21 protein-coding genes are annotated in these 21,246 nt (G+C 63.9%); 9 read left to right on the forward strand and 12 right to left on the reverse strand.

The window, feature by feature from the left end:
- Positions 1–479 (forward strand): substrate-binding domain-containing protein (locus tag EN879_RS01190; RefSeq protein WP_164774294.1); only part of this gene is annotated, 479 nt, incomplete at its 5' end.
- 184 nt (positions 480–663) lie between these two features.
- On the opposite strand, the gene EN879_RS01195 is transcribed toward EN879_RS01190, so the two are convergent.
- The 3 genes from EN879_RS01195 to EN879_RS01205 form a co-directional block, all read right to left on the reverse strand.
- Positions 664–978 (reverse strand): hypothetical protein, encoded by a 315-nt coding sequence (locus EN879_RS01195; RefSeq protein WP_013530988.1) that lies wholly within the window; start codon positions 976–978, stop codon positions 664–666.
- 119 nt (positions 979–1,097) lie between these two features.
- Positions 1,098–2,651, reverse strand: a complete 1,554-nt coding sequence (locus EN879_RS01200) for a trimethylamine methyltransferase family protein (RefSeq protein ID WP_063168293.1) — start codon at positions 2,649–2,651, stop codon at positions 1,098–1,100.
- A 12-nt stretch (positions 2,652–2,663) separates the two neighbouring features.
- Complete coding sequence (locus EN879_RS01205; protein WP_063168294.1) at positions 2,664–5,075, reverse strand: FAD-dependent oxidoreductase; 2,412 nt, start codon at positions 5,073–5,075, stop codon at positions 2,664–2,666.
- Positions 5,076–5,320: 245 nt separating this feature from the next.
- Between EN879_RS01205 and EN879_RS01210 the strand changes: the two genes are divergently transcribed.
- Together EN879_RS01210 and EN879_RS01215 are read left to right on the forward strand one after the other, a co-directional pair.
- Positions 5,321–6,799: an esterase-like activity of phytase family protein gene (locus EN879_RS01210; protein WP_063168295.1), complete on the forward strand. Its 1,479-nt coding sequence runs from the start codon at positions 5,321–5,323 to the stop codon at positions 6,797–6,799.
- A 175-nt stretch (positions 6,800–6,974) separates the two neighbouring features.
- Entirely contained in the window at positions 6,975–8,435 is a 1,461-nt protein-coding gene (locus EN879_RS01215) for an MATE family efflux transporter (protein ID WP_244506837.1), read from the forward strand.
- Positions 8,436–8,469: 34 nt separating this feature from the next.
- Here EN879_RS01215 and EN879_RS01220 read toward each other — a convergent pair whose 3' ends face one another.
- Positions 8,470–9,681, reverse strand: a complete 1,212-nt coding sequence (locus EN879_RS01220; RefSeq protein WP_063168297.1) for an MFS transporter — start codon at positions 9,679–9,681, stop codon at positions 8,470–8,472.
- Positions 9,682–9,865: 184 nt separating this feature from the next.
- Positions 9,866–10,267, reverse strand: a complete 402-nt coding sequence (locus tag EN879_RS01225) for an SH3 domain-containing protein (protein ID WP_063168298.1) — start codon at positions 10,265–10,267, stop codon at positions 9,866–9,868.
- Between the two features lie 240 nt (positions 10,268–10,507).
- Here EN879_RS01225 and EN879_RS01230 point away from each other — a divergent pair, with 240 nt between their 5' ends.
- On the forward strand, positions 10,508–11,083 hold the full coding sequence (locus EN879_RS01230; protein WP_013530981.1) for a TMEM175 family protein: 576 nt from the start codon (positions 10,508–10,510) through the stop codon (positions 11,081–11,083).
- A gap of 52 nt (positions 11,084–11,135) precedes the next feature.
- On the opposite strand, the gene EN879_RS01235 is transcribed toward EN879_RS01230, so the two are convergent.
- Positions 11,136–11,417 (reverse strand): hypothetical protein, encoded by a 282-nt coding sequence (locus EN879_RS01235; protein WP_027160626.1) that lies wholly within the window; start codon positions 11,415–11,417, stop codon positions 11,136–11,138.
- A 162-nt stretch (positions 11,418–11,579) separates the two neighbouring features.
- On the opposite strand from EN879_RS01235, the gene EN879_RS01240 reads away from it, so the two are divergent.
- Complete coding sequence (locus EN879_RS01240) at positions 11,580–12,446, forward strand: SDR family NAD(P)-dependent oxidoreductase (protein ID WP_013530979.1); 867 nt, start codon at positions 11,580–11,582, stop codon at positions 12,444–12,446.
- Positions 12,447–12,449: 3 nt separating this feature from the next.
- On the opposite strand, the gene EN879_RS01245 is transcribed toward EN879_RS01240, so the two are convergent.
- Positions 12,450–12,875, reverse strand: a complete 426-nt coding sequence (locus tag EN879_RS01245; protein WP_013530978.1) for a low affinity iron permease family protein — start codon at positions 12,873–12,875, stop codon at positions 12,450–12,452.
- Between the two features lie 262 nt (positions 12,876–13,137).
- On the opposite strand from EN879_RS01245, the gene EN879_RS01250 reads away from it, so the two are divergent.
- Positions 13,138–14,385: a hypothetical protein gene (locus EN879_RS01250; protein WP_013530977.1), complete on the forward strand. Its 1,248-nt coding sequence runs from the start codon at positions 13,138–13,140 to the stop codon at positions 14,383–14,385.
- Positions 14,386–14,490: 105 nt separating this feature from the next.
- Here the strand turns inward: EN879_RS01250 and EN879_RS01255 are convergent, their stop codons facing one another.
- The 3 genes from EN879_RS01255 to EN879_RS01265 form a co-directional block, all read right to left on the reverse strand.
- Positions 14,491–14,784 (reverse strand): hypothetical protein, encoded by a 294-nt coding sequence (locus EN879_RS01255; protein ID WP_013530976.1) that lies wholly within the window; start codon positions 14,782–14,784, stop codon positions 14,491–14,493.
- 190 nt (positions 14,785–14,974) lie between these two features.
- On the reverse strand, positions 14,975–15,616 hold the full coding sequence (locus EN879_RS01260; RefSeq protein ID WP_063168299.1) for a DapH/DapD/GlmU-related protein: 642 nt from the start codon (positions 15,614–15,616) through the stop codon (positions 14,975–14,977).
- A 138-nt stretch (positions 15,617–15,754) separates the two neighbouring features.
- Positions 15,755–16,273, reverse strand: coding sequence for a CreA family protein (locus EN879_RS01265; RefSeq protein WP_024501452.1), 519 nt, complete (start codon positions 16,271–16,273; stop codon positions 15,755–15,757).
- A gap of 188 nt (positions 16,274–16,461) precedes the next feature.
- On the opposite strand from EN879_RS01265, the gene EN879_RS01270 reads away from it, so the two are divergent.
- The 3 genes from EN879_RS01270 (at position 16,462) to EN879_RS01280 (ending at position 19,906) form a co-directional block, all read left to right on the forward strand.
- A complete protein-coding gene (locus EN879_RS01270; protein ID WP_013530973.1) occupies positions 16,462–17,040 on the forward strand; it encodes an SCO family protein in 579 nt (192 codons plus the stop codon).
- Between the two features lie 10 nt (positions 17,041–17,050).
- A complete protein-coding gene (locus tag EN879_RS01275) occupies positions 17,051–17,923 on the forward strand; it encodes a 50S ribosomal protein L11 methyltransferase (RefSeq protein ID WP_013530972.1) in 873 nt (290 codons plus the stop codon).
- 138 nt (positions 17,924–18,061) lie between these two features.
- A complete protein-coding gene (locus EN879_RS01280) occupies positions 18,062–19,906 on the forward strand; it encodes an aminopeptidase P family protein (protein ID WP_063168300.1) in 1,845 nt (614 codons plus the stop codon).
- A gap of 183 nt (positions 19,907–20,089) precedes the next feature.
- Here EN879_RS01280 and EN879_RS01285 read toward each other — a convergent pair whose 3' ends face one another.
- Together EN879_RS01285 and EN879_RS01290 are read right to left on the reverse strand one after the other, a co-directional pair.
- Positions 20,090–20,386, reverse strand: a complete 297-nt coding sequence (locus tag EN879_RS01285; RefSeq protein WP_013530970.1) for an AzlD family protein — start codon at positions 20,384–20,386, stop codon at positions 20,090–20,092.
- Positions 20,383–21,111, reverse strand: a complete 729-nt coding sequence (locus EN879_RS01290) for an AzlC family ABC transporter permease (RefSeq protein WP_063168301.1) — start codon at positions 21,109–21,111, stop codon at positions 20,383–20,385. Before EN879_RS01290 ends, EN879_RS01285 begins: the two co-directional genes overlap by 4 nt.
- Positions 21,112–21,246 lie beyond the last annotated feature (135 nt).

A 21,246-nucleotide genomic window follows, 5' to 3' on the forward strand; every position in this document is an offset into this window, starting at 1 on the left:
CCCCCCGCCGCATCGCCGCCGTCCGCCCGTCGCTCGACCTTAATTTCGGCTATCTGTTTTTGGTCGGCTATCGCAAGGCCTTGCGGCGGCACGGCATCGAGGTAGACCCCGAGCTGATCGCGTCCGGCTTCATCAACGAGGCCGGCGGCTACGGGGTGACGCCGCAGGTGATGCGCTCCAAGGCTCCGCCGACCGCCATCATCTTCAACAATGACGCGATGGCGCTGGGCGGCTGCAAGGCGCTGGCAGAGATGGGTATCAGGCCGGGTCACGACATGGCAGTGACCGTCATCGTCGACACGCCGCTCTGCCGCTATTTCTCGCCAGCCCTGACCGCCTTCCGCCCGGCGCTGGAGCCGATGGGACAACGGCTCGCGGAAATGCTGCTGGCGTCGCTTCCCGCCTTCGCCGGCCCGGAGGGTCCGCGGATCATCCGCGAGGTCTGGCCGCTGGAACTGGTCGCGCGCGACAGCGATTAATCGCAGCAGCAGGACCTGGCGAATTTGTCAAACGCTGAGCCAGGGTGTGTTGAGATTCAGGTCAGGCCGAGCCGAAAATGATGGCTTTTGAGAACCGGAGCGGAGCGGACATTCGGGTCCGTGAGCACCGGAAGCGCAGAAAGCCGTCGTTTGCAGGCCGGCCTCACCTGAATATCGACATACCCTAGTCCACCTTCTTCTCGCCCCGCTCCCCGGCCTTGACGATGTCGCCCGTGGTGAACAGGATTTCCTTCAGTTCCGCGCGCCAGTCCTTCTTCTGGCGCAGCAGGAATTCGAGATCCATGCCGAAATGCTTGAACTCCTCGCCCTGCGCGTTCTTCATGATGGCGCGCGCCTGCGGGTCCTTCTCCACCGACATGCGCTGTTCGTACCAGCTGATCGCTTCCGCCTCCTCGATCAGCGAGGTGATCATGCGGGCAAAGGTCCGCACCTCCTGCGACAGTTCTTCAGGCGGTTCGTGATACTGGTCGAAACCCATGTCGTCCTCCCCTCAAACAGCACACCGGTGCGCAGTGCACCGGCCGCAGCCTTGAATGCGCGGGAGGCGCTATAGGTTCCGGATCACGCCACAACCAGGGCGATCAGCGGGAGCCAGCCTCAAGACACCGGCGCTGCTCCGCCCTCTGCCGTGCGCCGCGCGATGAACTCGTCCAGCACGCCTGATGTGGCGACGGCCGAGGTCGGCGGCGCGAAATCGGCAAGCACCCGCCTCCAGACGCCGGTGGCGCGCTCGCTCGCCGTCTTCGAGCCGCTTTGCGTCCAGTTGCCGAAATTCGACCAGTCGGCCACCAGCGGTTCATAGAAGGCGGTGCGATAGCGCGCCATGGTGTGGCCGGCCGAGAAGAAATGCCCGCCCGGCTGCACCTCGGCGATAGCTTCGAAACCAATCGTGTCGGTGTCGCCGGGCGTCGCAGCACAAAGTTCAGCCACCGTCTGCAGCGCCTCGATGTCGGTGATCAGTTTCTCGAAGGAGACACTGAGGCCGCCCTCCAGCCAGCCGGCAGCATGGATGCACATCGTCGCCCCGGCCAGCACCGAGCCCCACAGCGCGAACTGCGTCTCGTGCGCGGCCTGTGCGTCGGAGATGTTGGCCGCACTGCCGCCGCCGGACCGCCAAGGCAGCCCGGTGAAGCGCGCCAGTTGGCCGGCGCCCAGCGTCGCCTTGACGTGCTCGGGCGTGCCGAAGGCGGGCGCGCCGGATTTCATGTCGACATTGGAGGAGAACGAGCCGTAGACGACCGGCGCACCCGGCCTCACGATCTGCGCCAGCGTCAGCCCGGCCAGCGCTTCGGCATGCTGCAGCGTCAGCGCGCCGGCGACCGTTATCGGCGCCATGGCGCCCGCCAGGCAGAACGGCGTGATGACGGAGACCTGCCCCGCGCGAGCGAAATCGATGATGCCTTGCGCCATCGGAATGTCGAGCTGACGCGGCGAGTTGGTGTTGATGACGGTGTAGCAATGCGCGCTTGCCAGAAACTCCTCTTCCGACAAGCCGCGCGCCAGCCGCAGCATCTCGAACCCGTCCTCGACTTGCGGCGTTCCGCGCGCGAAGACGAACGGGAGCTTGTCCGACAGCGTCAACTGCGCGCGGTTGACGGCATAGTGCCGAAAGCGGTTGTCGACATCCTGCGGTTCGATGCAGGGCCCCAGCATATGCAGCACATCGAAATGCTGCACCAGCCGCATCAGATCCTCGAAATCCGCCAGTGTTCCCGGCCGCCGGCCGCGCTCGAGATCGGTGACGTTCGGCGCCCCGCACCCGGCCAGGAAGGTCATCGAGCCGAGCTCCAGCGTCAGATCGCGGGCGCGCGAACCGGCGTAAGCGTGGATCGACTTCGGCGCCGAGGCGAGTGCCGCCGTCACCATGTCACGGCCGATGCGCACCATGTCGGTGTCTGGATCGACCAGGGCGCCGGCATTGGCAAAATGCTCACGCGCTTGCGGCAGCAGCACCTTGATGCCGAGCTCTTCCAGCACCCGCAGCGCCGTGTCGTGGATCGAAGCCGCCTGGTCGTCCGAAAAGATCGGCTGCGGCAGGAACGGGTTCTTCAGCGAATGGTAATTGGGACGGCGGCTGCTTTCGCTACCGGCCTCGCCCGTGCGTCCACGCCGGCGCTCGCGCCTGCCGTCCCGTGCCGCGTCATCGACCATCGGAAATCCTCCTCATTGCCGCATTGCCTTGCCCAGGGGATCGTAGGGCGAGGCCGCGACGACACGCGCCGGCCGTTCCTCACCCACGACATGCACGGAGAGCGCGGTGCCCTCGCCCGCGAAATCGCGGTCGACCAGAGCCAGCGCCAGGCTCTTGCCGACCGTATAGCCATAGCCGCCCGAGGTGACGAAGCCGACGCGTCGGCCCTGATGCCAGACAGGCTCAAAACCGCTGGCATCGGCGTCGAGCGCATCGATTTCCAGCGTCACCAGGCATTGGCCGCTGCCGGCCTCCCGCTGTTTCAACGCTGCTTCGCGGCCGATGAAGTCGCTCTTGCCGAAAGCGATGAAGCGGTCGAGACCGGTCTGGCCCGGCGTATAGCCTTGCGTGAATTCACGCGACCAGATGCCAAAGCTCTTCTCCAGCCGCAGCGCATTGAGCGCATAGTAGCCGATTTCAGCAAGGCCCAGATCCTCGCCCGCAGCCAGCAGCGTGTCGCGCAACGTGGCGTGCATGGTCACGGGGCAACTGATTTCGAAGCCGAGTTCGCCCGCGATCGACAGCCGCGCCACACGTGCCTGCACCATACCGATGTCGAATGCGCCACAGGCCATGAACGGCAATGCTGCGCCGGAAACATCCTGATGCGTCGTGCGCTCCAGAATCTCCCGCGCATTCGGCCCCGTGAGCAGGAAGCCGCTCATCGTGTCGGAGAGGTCGGCGATGGTGACGCCCTCCGCCGCATGGCTCTCGAACCAGCGCATATGGAATTCCCGGAGATAGTAGGAGCCCATCAGCCAATAAGAGCCGCCGCCCCAGTTGAAGACGGTGAGGTCGCCCTTCAGCCGTCCGTCATGGCCGAGCATCGGCGCCAGGCCGGCCCGCCCCGCCTTCGGCAATCGGCAGGCGAGCAGCCGGTCGAGCCACGCCTCCGCACCCAGCCCCGACACCGCATAGCGCGCATAGGCCGAGATATCGACGAGGCCGGCGGCGCGCCGCACCTGCAGCGCCTCCTCGCCGACGATGTCGAAGGCGTTGGAGCGCCGCAGCGTCGTGCTCTCGGCAAATCCCATCGGCGCGAAATAGGCCGGGATTTCCAGCCCCCAGGAAGCCGTCCATTCGCATCCCGCCGCGCTCATGCCGTCATAGGCGCCGGGGCGTTTCAGCGGCCGGCCGGCGGGCAGCCGTTCATTGGGAAAGGTCATGACGAACCGGCGCGAATAGAACTGGCGCGTCGTCTGCCTGAGATATTCGCGGTTGGCGGCGAAGGCACCGTAGCGAGCGATATCCATGCCGAAGATGTCGGCCTGCGGTTCGCCGAAAATCATCCATTCGGCCAGCGACTTGCCGACGCCGCCGCCCTGGCTGAAACCGGCCATGACGCCGCAGGCGACCCAGTAGTTCTTCAGGCCGCGCACCGGCCCGACAATCGGATTGCCGTCCGGCGTGAAGGTGAAGGCGCCGTTGACCCATTTGCGGATACCGGCCGTCGCCAGGCAAGGGAAGCGCTCATGCGCCTTGGCGAGTTCCGGGCTGATGCGGTCGATGTCTTCCGGGATCAGCTCTATGCCGTAATCCCACGGCGCTCCGTCCATGTTCCAGTGCTTTGGGTTCTGCTCATAGACGCCAAGCAGCACACCCTTGCGCTCCTGCCGCAGGTATGAAAAGCCGTCGAGATCGACGGCGATGCCGATTTCCCTGTCAAGTGCTGCGATCTCCGGAATGTCATCGGTGATGAAATAGTGGTGCTCCATCGGCGTCACCGGCAGGTCGACGCCGGCCATGCGGCCGAGCTGCTTCGCCCACAGCCCGCCGGCATTGACGACATGCTCGGCGATGATGGTGCCCTGCTCGGTGATGACGTCCCAGCGCCCGTCGGCACGTGCTTTCAGCTCGACGACCCGGTTGCGCAAGATGATGTCGGCGCCGCGCTTCTTCGCAGCACCCGCATAGGCATGCGTGGTACCGTACGGGTCGAGATGGCCTTCGTTGGAATCATGCAGGCCGCCAAGAACACCGTTGACGTCGACGATCGGGCAGATCGCCTTGATCTCGTCGGGCGTGACCAGGCGCGCGGTCTCGATGCCGACCGACTGGAACACGGCCCAGGCTGATTTCAGCCACTCCCAGCGCGCGGGATCGCTGGCGATGTTGACGCCGCCCGTCATGTGCAGGCCGATATCCCAGCCGGATTCGGCCTCGATCTCCCGGTAGAGATTGATGGTGTAGTCCTGCAGCGCCGCCACGTTGGGATCGGCGTTGAGCGCATGGAAGCCTGCCGCCGCGTGCCAGGTCGAACCGGCCGTCAGTTCTGCGCGCTCGATCAGCGCCACATCGCTCCAGCCGAACCGCGTCAGGTGATAGAGCACCGAGGCTCCGACCACGCCACCTCCGATGACGACTGCGCGGTAGTGCGACTTCAAGGCTTCCCCTCCACGGTTGGTCCGAAGACTGGAGTATATATCCACTGGACATAAGTGTCCAGTGCCGGCGCGCGCGCATCGTTTTTCGTCGACCGCCGGCATGCACTGCGCGCTGTCACGCAAGCATCATGTTCGCGCCGTAGACCGCGTTTCGGGGAGGCTTGCGCAACATCATCGATGTCGTACCTCTTTCAGTTTTTCGTCCCCCGGCCGCTCCGGCACATCCGTCACAAAGAGGATTATCCATGAAGCACCTGTATCGACCCGCGTCGCTTGGCGTCGCGCTGGCCTTGTTCACCGCCTTGGCGCCGGCGCTCGCCGACAGCACCGCGACCGTCGGCGGCCTCGTCAACAAGGGGCTGGTCGGCGTCGGCCGCATCCCGGCCGCTCAGCGCGACAAGTTCGGCGAGACCTTCGGCTCGGGTTCCGGCATGGCGATCGACGCATCAGGCTGGACGCATGACACCGCCGGCTACAGGGGTTCGCTCTGGCTGTTGCCGGACCGTGGCTACAATGTCGTCGGCACCACCAACTACCGGCCGCGCCTCAACACGATCGCCATCGAATTTGCTCCGGTCGCACCGGGCGCGGCACCTGCTGCCGGCCAGGAGCAGACGGGCGTCAAGGCAACGCTCGCCGACACCATGCTTCTCACCGACGACAAGGGGGCTGATGCCACAGGCCTCGACCCACTCAACGGCGTGCGCGCGGCAAGCGGCGACATGCCGATCCTGCCGCAAGCCGACAATGGCAAGCTGGCGCTCGACAACGAGGCGATCGTGCGGCTGCCCGATGGTTCGATGTTCATCTCCGACGAATACGGCCCGAACATCTATCGGTTTTCCGCCGACGGGCATCTGCTGTCGGCAACCCAGCCACCGGCCGCCTTCGTGCCGATGCGCCACGGCACGCCGAACTTCGCCTCGGACAATCCGGGACCCGGTGCCGCCGAGCCCGATCCGAAGGACCCCGAGACCGGCCGCCAGAACAACCAGGGCCTGGAGGGAATGGCGATGACGCCGGACGGCAAGTTCCTGATCGCGGTGCTGCAATCGGCGCCCCGGCAGGATGGCGGCGATTCGCCCGCGACGCGCCAGAACACGCGTGCGCTGGTCTATGACGCGTCCGACCTCGCCCACCTCAAACTGGCGCATGAGTATGTCGTGCCGTTGCCGGTGTTCAAGGATGCCAAGGGCAAGACCAAGATCGCCGCGCAGAGCGAGATCGTGGCGCTCTCCGACAAGACCTTCCTGATGCTGGCGCGCGACAGCGGCAACGGCCAGGGGCTGAAGGGCGACACCTCGCTGGTGCGCCAGATCTTCGTCGTCGACGTCTCGGCCGCGACCGACATCGCCGGCGGCGCCTTCGATGCCGCCGACAAGCCGCTGGCGCCCAAGGGCGTGCTCGACCCGTCGGTGATGCCGGCCAAGCTGACGCCGTTCATCGACATCAACGACAAGGGCGAACTCGGCCGCTTCGGCCTGCACAATGGCGCGCCGAACGACAAGAACAACCTGTCGGAGAAGTGGGAGGCGATGTCGGTGGTCAGCGTTCTCGATCCGAAGCTGCCCGACGACTACTTCCTGTTCGTCGCCAACGACAACGACTTCCTCGCCCAGGACGGTTTTCAGGTCGGCGCACCCTACAAGGCGGAAGACGGCGCCGATGTCGACACCATGTTCCTGGTCTATCAGGTCACGCTGCCGGGTCTCGCCGGGAAGTAACGGCCACTGCACGGGCGGGCGCGCTTGGCGCGTCCGCTGGGCTCGCGGCAGGCATGAACGGGGCAGCGGCCTTTCAGCCGCGCGTTCGCAAGGGTGCATCTCGGTCCCGCCTGCGATATCATCGTGGACTGGATCCAAATCACCATCCGCCGAGTTGCCCGCCATGGACGAAAAAATGCCCGCGCGCCGGCGCACCGGCGACCTGACCAGCGGCCCGATCCCGCGCACGCTTCTGCTGTTCGCCCTGCCGGTGCTCGGCTCCAACGTGCTGCAGTCGCTCAACGGCTCGATCAACGCCGTCTGGGTCGGCCGTTTTCTCGGCGAATCGGCGCTGACCGCCACCTCTAATGCCAACCTCGTCCTGTTCCTGATCCTCGGCACTGTGTTCGGCATCGGCATGGCGGCCACCATCCTGGTGGCCCAGTCGGTCGGTGCCCGCGACCTGCCCGAGGCGCGCCGCATTGTCGGCACCAGCGCGACGTTCTTCTTCCTCGTCTCGGTTGTCTTCGCGGTCTGCGGCTGGATCTGGGTTGACGCCATTCTCAACACGCTCGGCACACCGGCCGACGCCTTGCCGCTGGCGCGCTCCTATCTGCGCATCATCTTCGTCGCCGTGCCGATGATGAACCTTCTGTCCTTCGTCATGACCGTGCTGCGCGGTGCCGGCGATTCACGCACCCCCTTCTTCTTCATGGCGCTGGCCGTCGTCCTCGACATCGTGCTCAACCCATTGCTCATCGCCGGCATCGGACCGTTTCCCGAACTCGGCATCGCGGGCTCCGCCACGTCCACGCTGATCGGCCAGACGGTTAGCGTGATCGCCATCCTGATCGTGCTCTATGTGCGCAAGCATCCGCTGCGGCTGGCCGGCGCCAACCTCGCTCTGCTGCGGCCCGATCCCACCTTGCTGCGCATCGTCGTCTTCAAGGGCGTGCCGATGGGCCTGCAGATGATCGTCATTTCGGCGGCGGCACTGACGGTGATGGGCATCGTCAATTCCTACGGCTCACAGGTCGCCGCCGCCTACGGCATCGCCGCCCAGCTGTGGACCTACATCCAGATGCCGGCGCTCGCCATCGGCGCCGCGGTGTCCTCGATGGCGGCACAGAATGTCGGCGCCGGGCGCTGGGACCGGATCGGCCGCATCGCCGCCTCAGGCGTCGGCTTCAACCTCGTCCTGACCGGCGCACTGGTTGCCGTGCTGTCGGTTTTCGACCGTTCGGTGCTGAGCCTGTTCCTGAGCCGCGACAGCGCGGCGATCGACATCGCCGTCCACATCAACAATGTCGCCTCGTGGTCGTTCATCCTGTTCGGCATAACCATCGTGCTGTTTGCCACCGTACGAGCCACGGGTGCCGTGATGCCGCCGCTGATCATCCTGGTCATTTCGGTGCTGGTCGTGCGCACCGGCTTTGCCTATTTCATGCGTGGCGTGATCGGCGAGGAAGCGTTGTGGTGGAGCTTCCCGGCGGGTTCGATCAGCTCGCTTGTACTGGCGGCGGCCTACTATCGTTTCGGCCGCTGGCGCACCACGCACATGATCGAGGACAGGCCGGCCGCCGGCGAGCCGCCGGACACCGGTCTTGGCGTGCCGCGCGGACGCGCGCATCTTTCGCCTGAAACACCGAACGGCTGAAGCCAACCCGGTTCCGCTGGACCGCTCCAGGCCCTCAACGCCGTTGTTGTTTCAGCCCAAAAGCCAGCGCCACCAACGCAAACACCACGATCATGCCGGCGAACGCCAGGCTGGCAGCGACGGGACTGGCATAGGTCGAAACGATGCCGATGCCGATGACGGGCAAGGCGTTGCCGACAAAGCAGCAGATGAAGAAGCTGGACACCACTTCGGCGCGACGATCCTTGGGCGCGATCTCGTTCACCACTTGCAGGCCGCCACGGTAACCAAGCGCCGCCGCAACGCCGCAACAGGCCGTCGCAGCAACCATCAGTGCCATCGAGGCCAATATCTGCGCCGCCACCACCAACAAGACGCTTGGGATCATCAATGCCAGCGCAGCCAGCATCGCCTTATTGCTCTTCATGTGCATCAGAACGACAATGCTGATCGCGGTGACGATCGCCAGCTCGAAGAACAGCGCGCCGGCGACGGCATGGTTGGTCTCATGCAGCTGCTGCGCCAGGATGCTCGGCGCCAACGCGGCGTAGAACCCGACCAGCGCCATCGCGCCGAAGCCGGTCACCGCCGGCGCGACGAAGCGCGCACGGATTTCCTCCGGGACGGAAAGTCGCGGCCGCCAGGAGATCCCCCCGAGGCCGCCCGGCTTCGACACCGTTTCGCGAGTGCGCCAGACCAGGATCGTCACCACCACAAGTGCTGCCAGATAGACGATGAAGATCAGCCGCAACGGCCATGGCTCGTATTCAGCCAGAAATCCCGAAATCAGTGCGCCGAGGCCGAGGCCGAGGAAATTGGTGCTGGTGGCAATCACACTGGCGCGCGACTTGTCCGCGCCGGGAAGAAGCTCGGCAATCCACGCGGTTCCGGTCCCCGCGCCGACGCCGATGCCAAGCCCGCTCAGGATGCGGGCGACGTCGAGCGAGACGACGTTTACGGCAAACAGGAAGACAAGCGCACTGACGATGGCGACGAGCATGGCCGCCAGGCTCGCGGGCCGGCGTCCGACAATATCGGAGACGCTGCCCAACATCAGAAGTGCCGCCAGATTGCCGACGACATACACGGCGTAGATCAGCGTCAGGGTGATTTGTGAAAAGCCGAATTGCTGCTTGTAGACGATGTAGAGCGGCGTCAGCACCGTGCTGCCGGCAAACAGCACCGCAATCATCGCGGCGACGGTGGGGATTGCGAGAGCATCGCCACCTGCCCCTTCGTGCGTATGCGCAAAATCGCGAATGGCCATGGCCAACCTCGTCACCAATTTCGGGGATCGAGGATCTAACGCGGTTTCATCCACGACGTTCCAACCGACAGGCAGGCTCCTGACAGCACGGTGGACATTGCTTGAGCGGGATGTCCGCCGGCTGAACAGGCTCGGATCGGGGCCAGCGGCTCCGATCCGTCATCTATCGTTCAACCGGTCGGCGTTACCTGCAAGCAAAGCCGGGCGCGATCTTGCACTTGCCGGGACGCGGCCTGTGCGGCGGCCGATGGTGCGGAGGACGGTGCGGCTTGTGCCAGTGTGGCGGCCGATGCGGCGGACGCACGATGATGATTGGCGGGCGAACGATCTGGGAGCGTTCAAGATAACCGGCGCTGGCCCAGCCGCTCACGCCGCCGCCATGGATTCTACACCAGCCCGGCTGGCAGCCGGTGACATTGACCCTGAAGCCGGCGGGCAGCGTTCCCACTTTGGCGTATCCCGCTCCCGGCCCGCTGCGGACGTTGAGGTTGGTCGAGGTGTGAGCGCTGTAGGCGAAGGCCGCGGCGGACGTCCCGAACACCGCGGCCAGGATGGTCGCGGCCACAAGCAGAAAACGAAATCTCATCAGTCCCCTCCATTCGAATCCCGGCCGTTCATCTGCTTCGGCCAAGACTGCCCTGCAAGAGGAGCGGCCAAGCCAAGAAAAGTCAACAGGTGGGCGGCCGTAACCGTCCTGGCCAGCGGGACTGATGCCGGATTTTCCTTGGACATGGTTGAGGAATTTCGCGGTTGCCATTTATTGGCTCCTCAACATCCGCTAGCGTTACTCTCTTTCGACAATTCATCGCGGGCAAAGGTGGGATCCATGGGCAAAGGCAGGGTCGAGGCATTCACCGATGGCGTCGTGGCTATCATCATCACCATCATGGTGCTTGAGTTGAAAGTGCCGCATGGCGAGGATTTCTCCGCCTTGGTGCCGTTGTGGCCGATCTTCTTCTGCTACGTGCTGTCCTTCATCAATGTCGGCATCTACTGGAACAATCTGCACAACATGTTCCACACCGTTCAGCGGGTCGACGGGCGCGTGCTGTGGGCGAACCTCAATCTGCTGTTCTGGCTGTCGCTGATGCCGGTGACCACAGCCTTCATGGGCGAGAACCACTTTGCGCCGGTGCCGGTAGCAGTCTATGGCACCGACCTCGCGCTATGCGCCATCGCCTACACCATACTCGCCGCCGCGCTGCATCGCCTGCACGGCAATGATACCGCCTTTGCCAAGGCGCTGGGTAATGACCGCAAGGGGAAGCTCTCGCTGGCTGTCTATATCGTGGCCGTCGTGCTGACCTTCGTCAGCCAGTGGATCGGCGTCGCGCTCTATGTGCTGGTCGCGATGATATGGCTCGTACCGGATAGGCGCTTTGCGCGGGTGATCGAAAAGTAGTTGTCTTCACACATTTTCAAGGTAGAGCGCTGCACGGCTTTCCCAAATTGCCCTACTTGCGCATCGCTTTCAGTTTTTCCGCCACCGATGCGGCGAGGTCGGCATAGAGCTCCTCCAGCCGTTCCGCGGCCTTGATGATCGAGAAATCATGGCCGAATTTTTCCAGCGCCATGCGCAGTTTCTCGACGAACTCGGCTTGTTTCTCCAGCGCGGAAAAGAGTGTCTTCACCTGCGCTTCGCTGATGTCGGGATTGGCCAGCATCTGCGGCACCTCGCGGCCCATCTGGTCGCCAATGGCGGTCTGCTCCTTCAGAATTGCAACCCAGTCCGTCAATCAGGAACCTCCGTTTGTCCCCAGGCCTAAATCTCTTTTGCGGGGACAAAGGGCAACATGCGCAGCCTCGGCCGGACTGGTCAACCCGACAAGACGAGCAGAGGCTTGCACCGGCCCGTTCCGGCGCTAAGTTCGGCGCATCGAACAAGGAATCCATCGCCCATGATCACCGACGCCGAGATCCAGACCGCCCTGCCCGCGCTTGCTCCAGGCAATGCCGCCGTGATCACCGGCGCTGCCAGCGGCATCGGTCTGGCGGCCGCCAAGCGGCTTGCATTGCTAGGCATGAAGATCGTGCTGGCCGACATTGGCGGCGCGCGGCTTGACGACGCCTCGCGCGCCGTTTCCGCGATTGCCGGCGACGATGCCGTGCTTGCCGTCGCCGCCGACGTTTCGAAGGCGGATGAGGTGGACCGCCTCGCCGAGAGAGCGTTCGGCGCCTTCGGCGGCGTGTCGCTGCTGATGAACAATGCCGGCGTCGGCGACAACCCCGGAAAGCCGTGGGAAAACCGCGATGCCTGGAAACGGCTGCTGGACATCAATTTCTGGGGCGTTGTGCATGGCGTGGAGGCCTTCGCGCCGCGCATGCTGGCCTCGGCCAGGCCGGGTCTGATCGTCAACACCGGCTCCAAGCAAGGCATCACCACGCCGCCCGGCAATCTTGCCTACAATGTCTCCAAGGCAGGAGTGAAAACCTTCACGGAAGGCCTGGCGCACGCGTTGCGCAACGAACCCGGCGCCCATGTCGCTGCCCATCTGCTGATCCCCGGCTTCACCTTTACCGGTCTGACCGAGGGTGCGACGGAAAAACCGGCCGGCGCCTGGACCGGCGAACAGGTTGTGGATTTCATGCTGGAATCCCTGACCAGGGGAGATTTCTACATCCTGTGCCCGGACAATGAGGCGGCCCGGCCGCTGGATGAAAAGCGCATGGCCTGGGCGATCGGCGACATCATCGAGAACCGCCCCGCTTTGTCGCGCTGGCATCCGGACCACAAAGGCAGTTTCGCAGCCTTCATGAAAGGCTGATCTTCAGGCCGCTTGCTTTTTCGACCCGCGCTTCTGTGCCACGGCCTTCTTCGCCGCGATGTCGGCGATCTGTTCGTCATGCCGCTTTGCCGCACGCTCGCATTTGGCGCGGATTTCCTCGACTTCGGATTCGGTCAGATGCTCGATGCCGATGAAGTGGTTGTGGCCCTTGCCGACCCGGATCAGTTCGTCGAGCTTGGCCTGGATCGCCGCGCCGTCGCGGTTCTGAGTGTTCTGGATCAGGAAGACCATCAGGAAGGTGATGATGGTCGTGCCCGTGTTGATGACAAGTTGCCAAGTGTCCGAAAAGCCGAAGAACGGACCGCTCACCCCCCAGGCGATGATGATGAGGCAACAGACGGCGAATGTCGGCGGCAGGCCGGCTATGCGGGCGACCCAGTTGGCAACCTTGGTGAAATGCTTTTCCATCTATCGAAATCCTCGACGCTGCGGCGCGATGAGAAACAATCAGCGACCGCTTCAGGTTCCCGATGCGAACAAATACCTCAGGTACAATTGCCTGCACGCATAGGGAGAATAGTCTGGAAAACACACCTTATGGGTTCAATGCCACAGTACTCCCGCAGGCAAGAGTGCCTGTTCCTTCCGCTTCACAGCGGTTTACCTCCAGCCCCTTCCGCTGCGCCACCCCCGCATGGCGGAAGGGGTTTCAGTCCGGAGAGCGCGGAGCATGGTTTCCCGAAAGCGCCGACCGGCAGAAGGACAGACGGTCGCTCCACTTTCCCGCAGATTGCTTGGCAGCGCCGGCCTAGGCCTGCTGATGGCCTGCGCGGCCGTGACCGCCAGGGCAGAACCATCAACAGCACCGGCTGCCGAAATAGCGACCGATCCGACAATCACCGGCAGTCTCGAAAGGCATTGGACCAACAACGCGCTGGACAGCGACCATGCGGTCAAGGACTGGTACACACTGTTGCGCGGTTCGCTGCAGCAGCAATGGGGCGACAACGACGCCAACGCGAAATTCAGCGCGGACTTCCAGGTAACGCATTACGACAAGACGTCGATCGAGGACGACCGCGGATTGTCGCTGTCGGCCGAGGCCTTCCGCCGGCTCGGCCCGGGCCTCGAACTGAGGGGATCGCTGAGCTATCGCGTCTCCAGCACCGGCGACAATCTGGATATCGGCCCGCTGACGCTGGGTACGCGCGAGTTCAAGCAGGTCTTCGGCGCCCAGACACAACTCGGCATCGACCTCGGCAACGCCACATCGCTGATCCTCGAGGCCGCCGACAGCTACGAAAAGCTCGGCGCGACGCATTTCCAGGAAGATCTCATCTTGCCGGCGAAGCTGCATGCCGACCGCAATCTCTTCCAGTTGGCGGCTCGGGTCACCCGGACAGTTGGCCAGCTTGCCTTCGGCGCGTCCGCGTCTGCGCTCTTCGCCAGCGTCGAGGAAATCGGTTACCCGCCGCTGTTCCTGTCGTTCAACGCCTATACGCTGCGCGCCGAGGCGGCCTACAAGGCCACCGACGGTTCGACGCTCGGCGTGGCGCTGGGTGCGCAGTTCCTGCGTGGCGCCGATAACATCTACCAGCGCTGGCGTCCGACCTGGCAAGTCACCTTCGGCAAGCCTCTGCCGCACGGCTTCGAGCTGCGCGGCACCTATTTCGGCCGCTACGAAACGTCCGAAACCGACGACCCCCTGGCTTCGTGGCTGCAGCGCGCGGAACTGGAACTGGGCATGAAGGTGCGCGAAAACCTCGGCATCGCTTCCGGCATCTTCTATGAGCTCAAGGACAATTTGCTCTACGAGAACCAGGAGCGCCGCAAGGGCGTCTATGCCGAAGCGACGTACAACGCGACCAAATCGATGGCCATTGTCGTTCGCGTCGACGTTTCCGAGACCTTCAAGACCGTGATCGACGAGCGCGAACACACGGTCGATGCATTTGTGGGCCTGCGGGCGAAGATCTAGCTCATTCCCGCGCTTGACTGGGTAGGCCCACAAGCGGAGGCAGGAGGGTGTTGAAGACCCTCCTGCCCACGACACGTGACATAAGGATGCCCGTGACTTTCCTGCTCAGTGACGGCCGCCCAGCTTGTAGCTGTTGCCGCCAAGGACATTGACGCCGATACCGCTGAGAACGCCGGTAAGGACGTTGGTCTTGTTGCCGTTCAGAATGCCCTGGACGACATTGCCGCTCAGGATGTTGTTGCCACTCAGGATGCCATTGAGCGCGGTCACCTGGCCGACACCGATGGACGGCGACACATTGATCAGGCTACCCGAGCTACCTCCCCAGCCGCCGGCATAGGCGCCGACAGTCGAGAACGAAACCATAGCAGCGGTGAGTACAAAAGCGAACTTCTTCATGACTTCTCTCCATTGTTGCTAGTAGTGTTTTCTTCGACTTCTTACGACTTACCCCCGAAACGAGTAGTGCATTTTGCCGAAAGTCTTGCAACCTTGGAGTGTTTAATTTCACGGATACAATCCGTTTTCCATTTCTTAACTTTAATATTTTACGTTAAGAAAATTGGTTACCGTCGACGTCTTGAGCTGGTCAGACGGCGTCGTTTTCCCAACGATCGAGGAATGCTTCGATCGGCATTGCCTGCATGTCGGGAACCGCTCTGGCGAGCTTTTCGACCGGCCAGTTCCACCAGGCGAGAGCTTCGATCCGCGCCGCGATATCCGGAGCGAAGCGTGGCCGGAGAGCCTTCGCCGGCACGCCGGCGACGATCGCGTAGGGCGGCACATCACGCGTCACCACTGCGTTGGCGCCGACCACCGCGCCATTGCCGATGGTGACCCCGGGCATGATCACCGCGCCGTGGCCGATCCAGACATCATGGCCGATGGTCACGGCTTTCGCCTGCCGCCGTTCGCGGAAGGCGGCATCGACGCCCAGCCAGCGAAAATACTCGTTCGGCCGGTAGCTGAGCTTGTGCTGGGTCAGCCGCTCTATGGGATGCTCCAGCGCATTGATGCGGCTGTTGGCGGCGATCGAGCAGAATTTGCCGATCGTCGTGTAGATCGCTTCCGAATGGCGTTCGAAATAGGAGAAGTCGCCGACGGTGACCTCGCGAAGCACCACCCGCTCGCCGATCGAGGCATAACGCCCAAGCTTGCACGCCTTCAACTCCGCGGTCGGATGGATGCGTGGCTCGGGGTCTTTCGGGACGAGATCTTCGGAACGGTCCATGCCGGCGGCTTTACGCCTAGGCGATTGGTCCCGCAAGCGGGGCCAATCGTCCGTCAGATCGTTTCCCGGCAAGGATTCGCCCAGGCGATTGGTCCCGCAAGCGGGGCCAATCGTGCGCCCGGGAAGGAACTGAATCGCCTATTGCGGCTTGCCTTTGCTCCACACCACGTTCTGGCCGTAGAGCGGCACAGTGGTGACCGACATTTTGGCCGAGCCGTTCTGCACCTGGCGCGAATGCGAGAGATAGATCAGCGTCTCGTTGGCCTTGTCGTAGATGCGGTTCACCACCTGCTTCTTCCAGATCAGGCTGATGCCTTGCTTGAACACTTCCTCGCCGCCCTCGCTCATGTCGATGTCGCCGATGGTGATCGGGCCGGTCTGGCGGCAGGAGATCGAGGAATCGGACGGATCCTCGAACCAGTTGCCCTTGTGCAGGCGATCGATGATGCCGCGATCGAAATAGGAGACGTGACATGTCACGCCCTCCACTTTGGGGTCCTTGATCGCCTCGACGATGATGTCGTTGCCGAGCCAGTCGACGCCGACCTTGCCGACTTCATCGGCCACGGCGGCCCCGGCACCTAGGACAACGCACGCGGCCAAGGCACCGCCGATCAGTCTTCGCCCAATCAGTCCGTGCCCAATCAGTCGTTGCAAGGGACCCTCCTGCGGTTCGAGTTGCCGGTCACAGGTGGGGCGAGCGGCCCGGCTTTGCAAGCAGATAGGTCGACACCGCAGCGGTTGCGGCAACGCGGCACTTTGCCTGTGCGGGGCCGAACCGCTAAGACTGTCACACAGGCGCGGCATTGAGCCGGCGCGACGATTTCTGCAGACGGACTTTTCTGATGATGCGTTCTATCCTGGTCGGTATTCTCGTCCTGATGGCGGCCGGCATCGGCTGGCTGACCTTCGACTGGTATCGCGGCCACTATGGCGGCGAGCCATTCGGGGCCGCCTTTACTCTGGTCGACCAGAAAGGCGCGCCGATCACCGAAGCCGCCTTCCGGGGCCAGCCCAGCGTCGTCTTCTTCGGCTTCACCCATTGCCCCGAGGTCTGCCCGACCACGCTGTTCGAACTGGCCGGCTGGCTGAAGACGCTCGGCGACGACGGCAAGAACCTGCACGCCTATTTCGTATCGGTCGATCCGGAGCGCGACACGCCTGAGGTGATGAACGCCTATGTCAGCAATTTCTCCGACCGTATCGTCGGCATCACGGGCGCTCCGGACAAGGTCCATGCCATGGCCAAGTCGTTCGGCATCTATTGGAAGAAGGTCGACACCGGCGACGGCGACTACACGATGGATCATACCGCCTCGGTGCTGCTGCTCAACGCCAAGGGCGATTTTGCCGGCACAATCGCCTACGGCGAAAGCGCCGATACGGCCATCGCCAAGCTGAAGCGGCTGGCGGCGAAAGGCTGATTACCATTTCATGACCCAGACGCGCCTTTACTTCACCACCGGAAAGATCGAGTCCGTCAGCATTTTCGCGGCGCTTGAGGCGGCCTTCGAGGAAGAGGGGCTGCCGATCGCCGTGCTGGAGGTCGACGAGGACAAGGACATCCACGAAGTGTCGCTCTATGCCGATGGCGACGTCGATGCGGTCGAGACCCGCTTGAAGGACATCCTTGCCGGCCTTTCCCTGTCGAAGCCGATCGAGCGCGAGCCCCTGCCCGACATCGACTGGGTGGCGCATTCGCTGGAAGAGTTGAAGCCGGTGCGTGCCGGACGTTTCTTCGTCCACGGCGCACATGACCGCAGGAAACGCCACAGCGGCGAACTCGCCATCGAAATCGAAGCCGGCCTCGCCTTCGGCACCGGCCATCACGGCACCACCGCCGGCTGCCTGGAAATGCTGGAAAGAGTGGTCCGGCGCGAACACCCGCGCAATGCGCTCGACCTCGGCACCGGCAGCGCGGTACTGGCGATCGCCGTCGCCAAGCTGGCGCACATTCCGGTGCTGGCCACCGACATTGATCCGGTGGCGGTGCGGGTGGCTGCCGCCAATGCGCGGCTCAACCACGTCAAGGCACTGGTGGAAACAGCAACCGCGCCCGGCTTTCACCATCCGATCTTCGGCAAGCGCGCACCCTTCGATCTGATCGTCGCCAACATATTGGCGCGGCCGCTGATGCGGCTGGCGCCGCAAATGGCCCATCATATCGCACTTGGCGGTTCGATCGTGCTGTCGGGCATCCTCGAGCGCCAGCGGGACGCGGTCATCTCGGCCTATGTCGGCCAGAATTTCCGCCATGTCAGAACCTTGCACCGCGAGGGCTGGGTGACGATCCACCTGAAGCATTAGACCGGCACCGACCGAGCCTGGACCAAATTCCCCCAGTTGTCAGTCCGGCGATGCTGTAGCAGGTTGCGCGCAGCCGGAAATCGATTCCGATTTCCGCGACCGTACGCTACGGTTGCGCGGACATGCAGGAGGCCCACCATGTTCCAGACCTTCGATTCCGCGGGCGACCCGGCCGTCGGCAAACCGCGCGTGGCGCTGCTGCGCCAATGGCTTGAAGCCAACGGGCTGGACGGCTTCATCGTCCCGCGTGCCGACGAGCATCAGGGCGAATATGTCGCCGATCGTTCGGCGCGGCTGAAATGGCTGACCGGCTTCAGCGGCTCGGCCGGCGTCGCCATCGTCCTGCGCGACCGCGCCTTCGTCTTTGTTGACGGGCGCTACACGCTGCAGGTGCGCAGCGAGGTCGATCTCGACGTCTTTTCGATCGAAAGCCTGGTCGACAATCCGCCGGCTGTCTGGCTGAAAGACAATCTTGGCAAGGGCGCACGGCTCGGCTTCGATCCATGGCTGCACACGATCAGCGAGGTCAAGGCGCTGCAGGCCTCAGTCGACAAGAACGGCGCCGTACTGGTGCCGCTCGACAAAAACCCGATCGACATCATCTGGAAGGATCAGCCCGACGCGCCGGTGGCTCCCGTCGAGCTCCACCCGATCGGCTTTGCCGGCGAGCTCGCCAAGGACAAGCTGGCGCGGCTAGCGGCGGCGATCGCCAAGGACGGCGCCACCCATGCGGTGCTGACCGACCCCTCCTCCATCGCCTGGGCCTTCAACATCCGTGGCGGCGACGTGCCGCACACGCCGCTGGCGCTCGGCTTCGCCATCCTCGCCGCCGATGGGTCGCACCAGCTTTTCATGGATAAGCGCAAATTCTCGCGCCAGGTCGCCGCCTACCTCACCCAGCTCGCCGAGCCGCATGAGCCCGGCGAATTCGAAGCCGCGATCACAGCGCTTGCCAAGAGTGGCGCGAAAATCGCGCTCGACCCGGTGCTGGCGGCTGACCGGCTGCGCATGCTGGTCGAGGACAATGGCGGCGCCGTCATTGCAGCAGCAGATCCTGCCCGAATCCCGCGCGCCACCAAGAACCAGGCCGAGATCAACGGCTCGCGCGCCGCGCATCGGCGTGACGGTGCGGCCGTGGCGAAATTGCTGTGCTGGCTGGAGCGGCAAAAACCCGGCTCGCTCGACGAGATCGCTGTCGTCACCAGGCTGGAGGAACAGCGCCGGCGGACCGGCGAGGAAACCCAGATGCCGCTGCGCGACGTCTCCTTCGACACCATTTCGGGCGCCGGCCCGAACGGCGCCATCATGCATTACCGCGTGTCGCGCGCCACCAGCCGCAAGCTGCAGGCCGGCGAGCTGTTCCTGCTCGATTCCGGCGCGCAGTATCAGGACGGCACCACCGACATCACCCGCACCGTGCCGATCGGCCAGCCGACGCAGGAGATGCGCGAACGCTTCACCCTGGTGCTGAAAGGCATGATCGGCATTTCCACCTTGCGCTTTCCCGCCGGCACGCGCGGCTCCGAGATCGATGCCGTCGCGCGCATGGCGCTGTGGAAGCACGGCTGCGACTTCGCCCACGGCACCGGCCATGGCGTCGGCTCGTATCTGGCCGTGCATGAAGGCCCGCAGCGTATCGCCCGCACCGGCACCGAAAAGCTGCTCGAAGGCATGATGCTGTCCAACGAGCCCGGCTACTACAAGGAAGGCTCCTACGGCATCCGCATCGAGAACCTGATCCTGGTGACGCCGGCGCAAGAGATCGAGGGCGGCGACATCGCCATGCACGGCTTCGAGACGCTGACGCTGGCGCCGATCGATACCAGGCTGGTGCAGTCGGACCTTCTGACGCGTGACGAGCTGCATTGGCTGGACTCGTACCACGCGCGCGTGCTGGCCGAGATCGGCCCGATGCTCGACGGCGAAACGCTGGCCTGGCTGGAGAAGGCCACCGCGCCGCTGCCGCACGACGCGAAGATTTGATTTTTCTGAGGCGCCGAGGGCGTGTCGAGATTCAGGTCAGGACGAGCGAAAACGATGGGTTCCGTGAACCGGAGCGAAGCGTACTTTTGGGTACGTGAGCTCAGTTCTACCGCGACGCGGTAGAACGGGGAAGCGCAGGAAGCCGCCGTTTGCAGGCCGTCATCACCTGAATATCGATACGCCCTACCCGACGAACTGCCGCGCCACGATCAATACCGCCGCGCCCGCCAAAAACATCGCCATCAACCCACCGCGCAGCGAAACCACGGCGGTGACCACCAGTGCGGCCCATTCCGCCGGGCCGGCGTTCAACAGCTCGGGCGCTACCAGCGTCGTCAGCACCGCCGCCGGCACGGCATTGAGGCCGGCCTCGACGCGGGGATGGATGGTATCGAAGCGCGATATCACCAGGTGCCCGCCGATGCGCGTCAGATAGGTCGCGATTGCGCCGGCGATAATGATCCAGAAGGTCGTGCTCATGGCCGTGCCTTTACGCCGCTATGGTGGGGAGGCAGGATGACCGCCAGCAGCACACCGGCAACAGCGCCAATCGAGACATGCCAGGGCGAGCCCACGGTCTTGTAGGCGATGATGGAGGCGGCAGCGCTGGCAATGACCACCGGCAGCCACAGAGGCCGCTTGCGGAAGCCCAGCACGAGACCGAGGAAATAGATCGGCAGCAGGAAATCGATGCCCAGCGCGTGCGTGTCGGGGATCAGCTTGCCGAACAGCGCGCCAAGCGCGCTTTCGAGGATCCAGAACAGATAGACAGGCAAGCCAAGTCCCAGATACCAGGCAAAGCCGACCGTCCGGCCCGATTGCGCCCGCGCTTCGGCCACCGCGAATTGCGGATCGGTCAGGATGAAATAACCAAGCGCCTGCTGGATGAGGGGCCAGTGCGCGATGCGCCGGCCGATGCCGGCGGAATAGAGCACGTGGCGGAAATTGACGGCGAAGATCGACAGGACGATCAGCCACGGCGCCACATGCTGGCCGAACAGCTGGATGCCGACCATCTGGCTGGCGCCGCCATAGACCAGCGCACTCATCAGAAAGGCTTCCAGGACCGAGAAGCCATTGTCCACGGCGAGCGCGCCGAACAGCACCGCAAAGGGCGCCGAGGCCACCACCACAGGCATCGACAGCCGCACGCCTTGCCAGAAATCGCTTCTGTCGCCGCTCTCGGAAATTACGTCCGTCGCCATCAACCACTCCTGATGCATGTCGCCCAAAAGGGGGATAACGACATGCACAACAACAAGGGAAGCGCGGTATGTAGGTGGCGCGGCTTGCCGTGTCACACGAATTCGCTTGAGCCAAACGATCAGCGGAAATGATCG

It is taken from the genome of Mesorhizobium sp. M7A.F.Ca.AU.002.02.1.1, assembly GCF_003998535.1.
GTDB classification, from domain to species: Bacteria; Pseudomonadota; Alphaproteobacteria; order Rhizobiales; family Rhizobiaceae; genus Mesorhizobium; species Mesorhizobium ciceri.

Bases quoted from the DNA above. Each gene is read 5' to 3' on its own strand.
- EN879_RS01195 (WP_013530988.1), bottom strand. From the start codon at position 978: ATGGGTTTCGACCAGTATCACGAACCGCCTGAAGAACTGTCGCAGGAG.
- EN879_RS01200 (WP_063168293.1), bottom strand. From the start codon at position 2,651: ATGGTCGATGACGCGGCACGGGACGGCAGGCGCGAGCGCCGGCGTGGA.
- EN879_RS01210 (WP_063168295.1), top strand. From the start codon at position 5,321: ATGAAGCACCTGTATCGACCCGCGTCGCTTGGCGTCGCGCTGGCCTTG.
- EN879_RS01215 (WP_244506837.1), top strand. From the start codon at position 6,975: ATGCCCGCGCGCCGGCGCACCGGCGACCTGACCAGCGGCCCGATCCCG.
- EN879_RS01220 (WP_063168297.1), bottom strand. From the start codon at position 9,681: ATGGCCATTCGCGATTTTGCGCATACGCACGAAGGGGCAGGTGGCGAT.
- EN879_RS01225 (WP_063168298.1), bottom strand. From the start codon at position 10,267: ATGAGATTTCGTTTTCTGCTTGTGGCCGCGACCATCCTGGCCGCGGTG.
- EN879_RS01230 (WP_013530981.1), top strand. From the start codon at position 10,508: ATGGGCAAAGGCAGGGTCGAGGCATTCACCGATGGCGTCGTGGCTATC.
- EN879_RS01240 (WP_013530979.1), top strand. From the start codon at position 11,580: ATGATCACCGACGCCGAGATCCAGACCGCCCTGCCCGCGCTTGCTCCA.
- EN879_RS01245 (WP_013530978.1), bottom strand. From the start codon at position 12,875: ATGGAAAAGCATTTCACCAAGGTTGCCAACTGGGTCGCCCGCATAGCC.
- EN879_RS01250 (WP_013530977.1), top strand. From the start codon at position 13,138: ATGGTTTCCCGAAAGCGCCGACCGGCAGAAGGACAGACGGTCGCTCCA.
- EN879_RS01255 (WP_013530976.1), bottom strand. From the start codon at position 14,784: ATGAAGAAGTTCGCTTTTGTACTCACCGCTGCTATGGTTTCGTTCTCG.
- EN879_RS01260 (WP_063168299.1), bottom strand. From the start codon at position 15,616: ATGGACCGTTCCGAAGATCTCGTCCCGAAAGACCCCGAGCCACGCATC.
- EN879_RS01270 (WP_013530973.1), top strand. From the start codon at position 16,462: ATGATGCGTTCTATCCTGGTCGGTATTCTCGTCCTGATGGCGGCCGGC.
- EN879_RS01275 (WP_013530972.1), top strand. From the start codon at position 17,051: ATGACCCAGACGCGCCTTTACTTCACCACCGGAAAGATCGAGTCCGTC.
- EN879_RS01280 (WP_063168300.1), top strand. From the start codon at position 18,062: ATGTTCCAGACCTTCGATTCCGCGGGCGACCCGGCCGTCGGCAAACCG.
- EN879_RS01285 (WP_013530970.1), bottom strand. From the start codon at position 20,386: ATGAGCACGACCTTCTGGATCATTATCGCCGGCGCAATCGCGACCTAT.
- EN879_RS01290 (WP_063168301.1), bottom strand. From the start codon at position 21,111: ATGGCGACGGACGTAATTTCCGAGAGCGGCGACAGAAGCGATTTCTGG.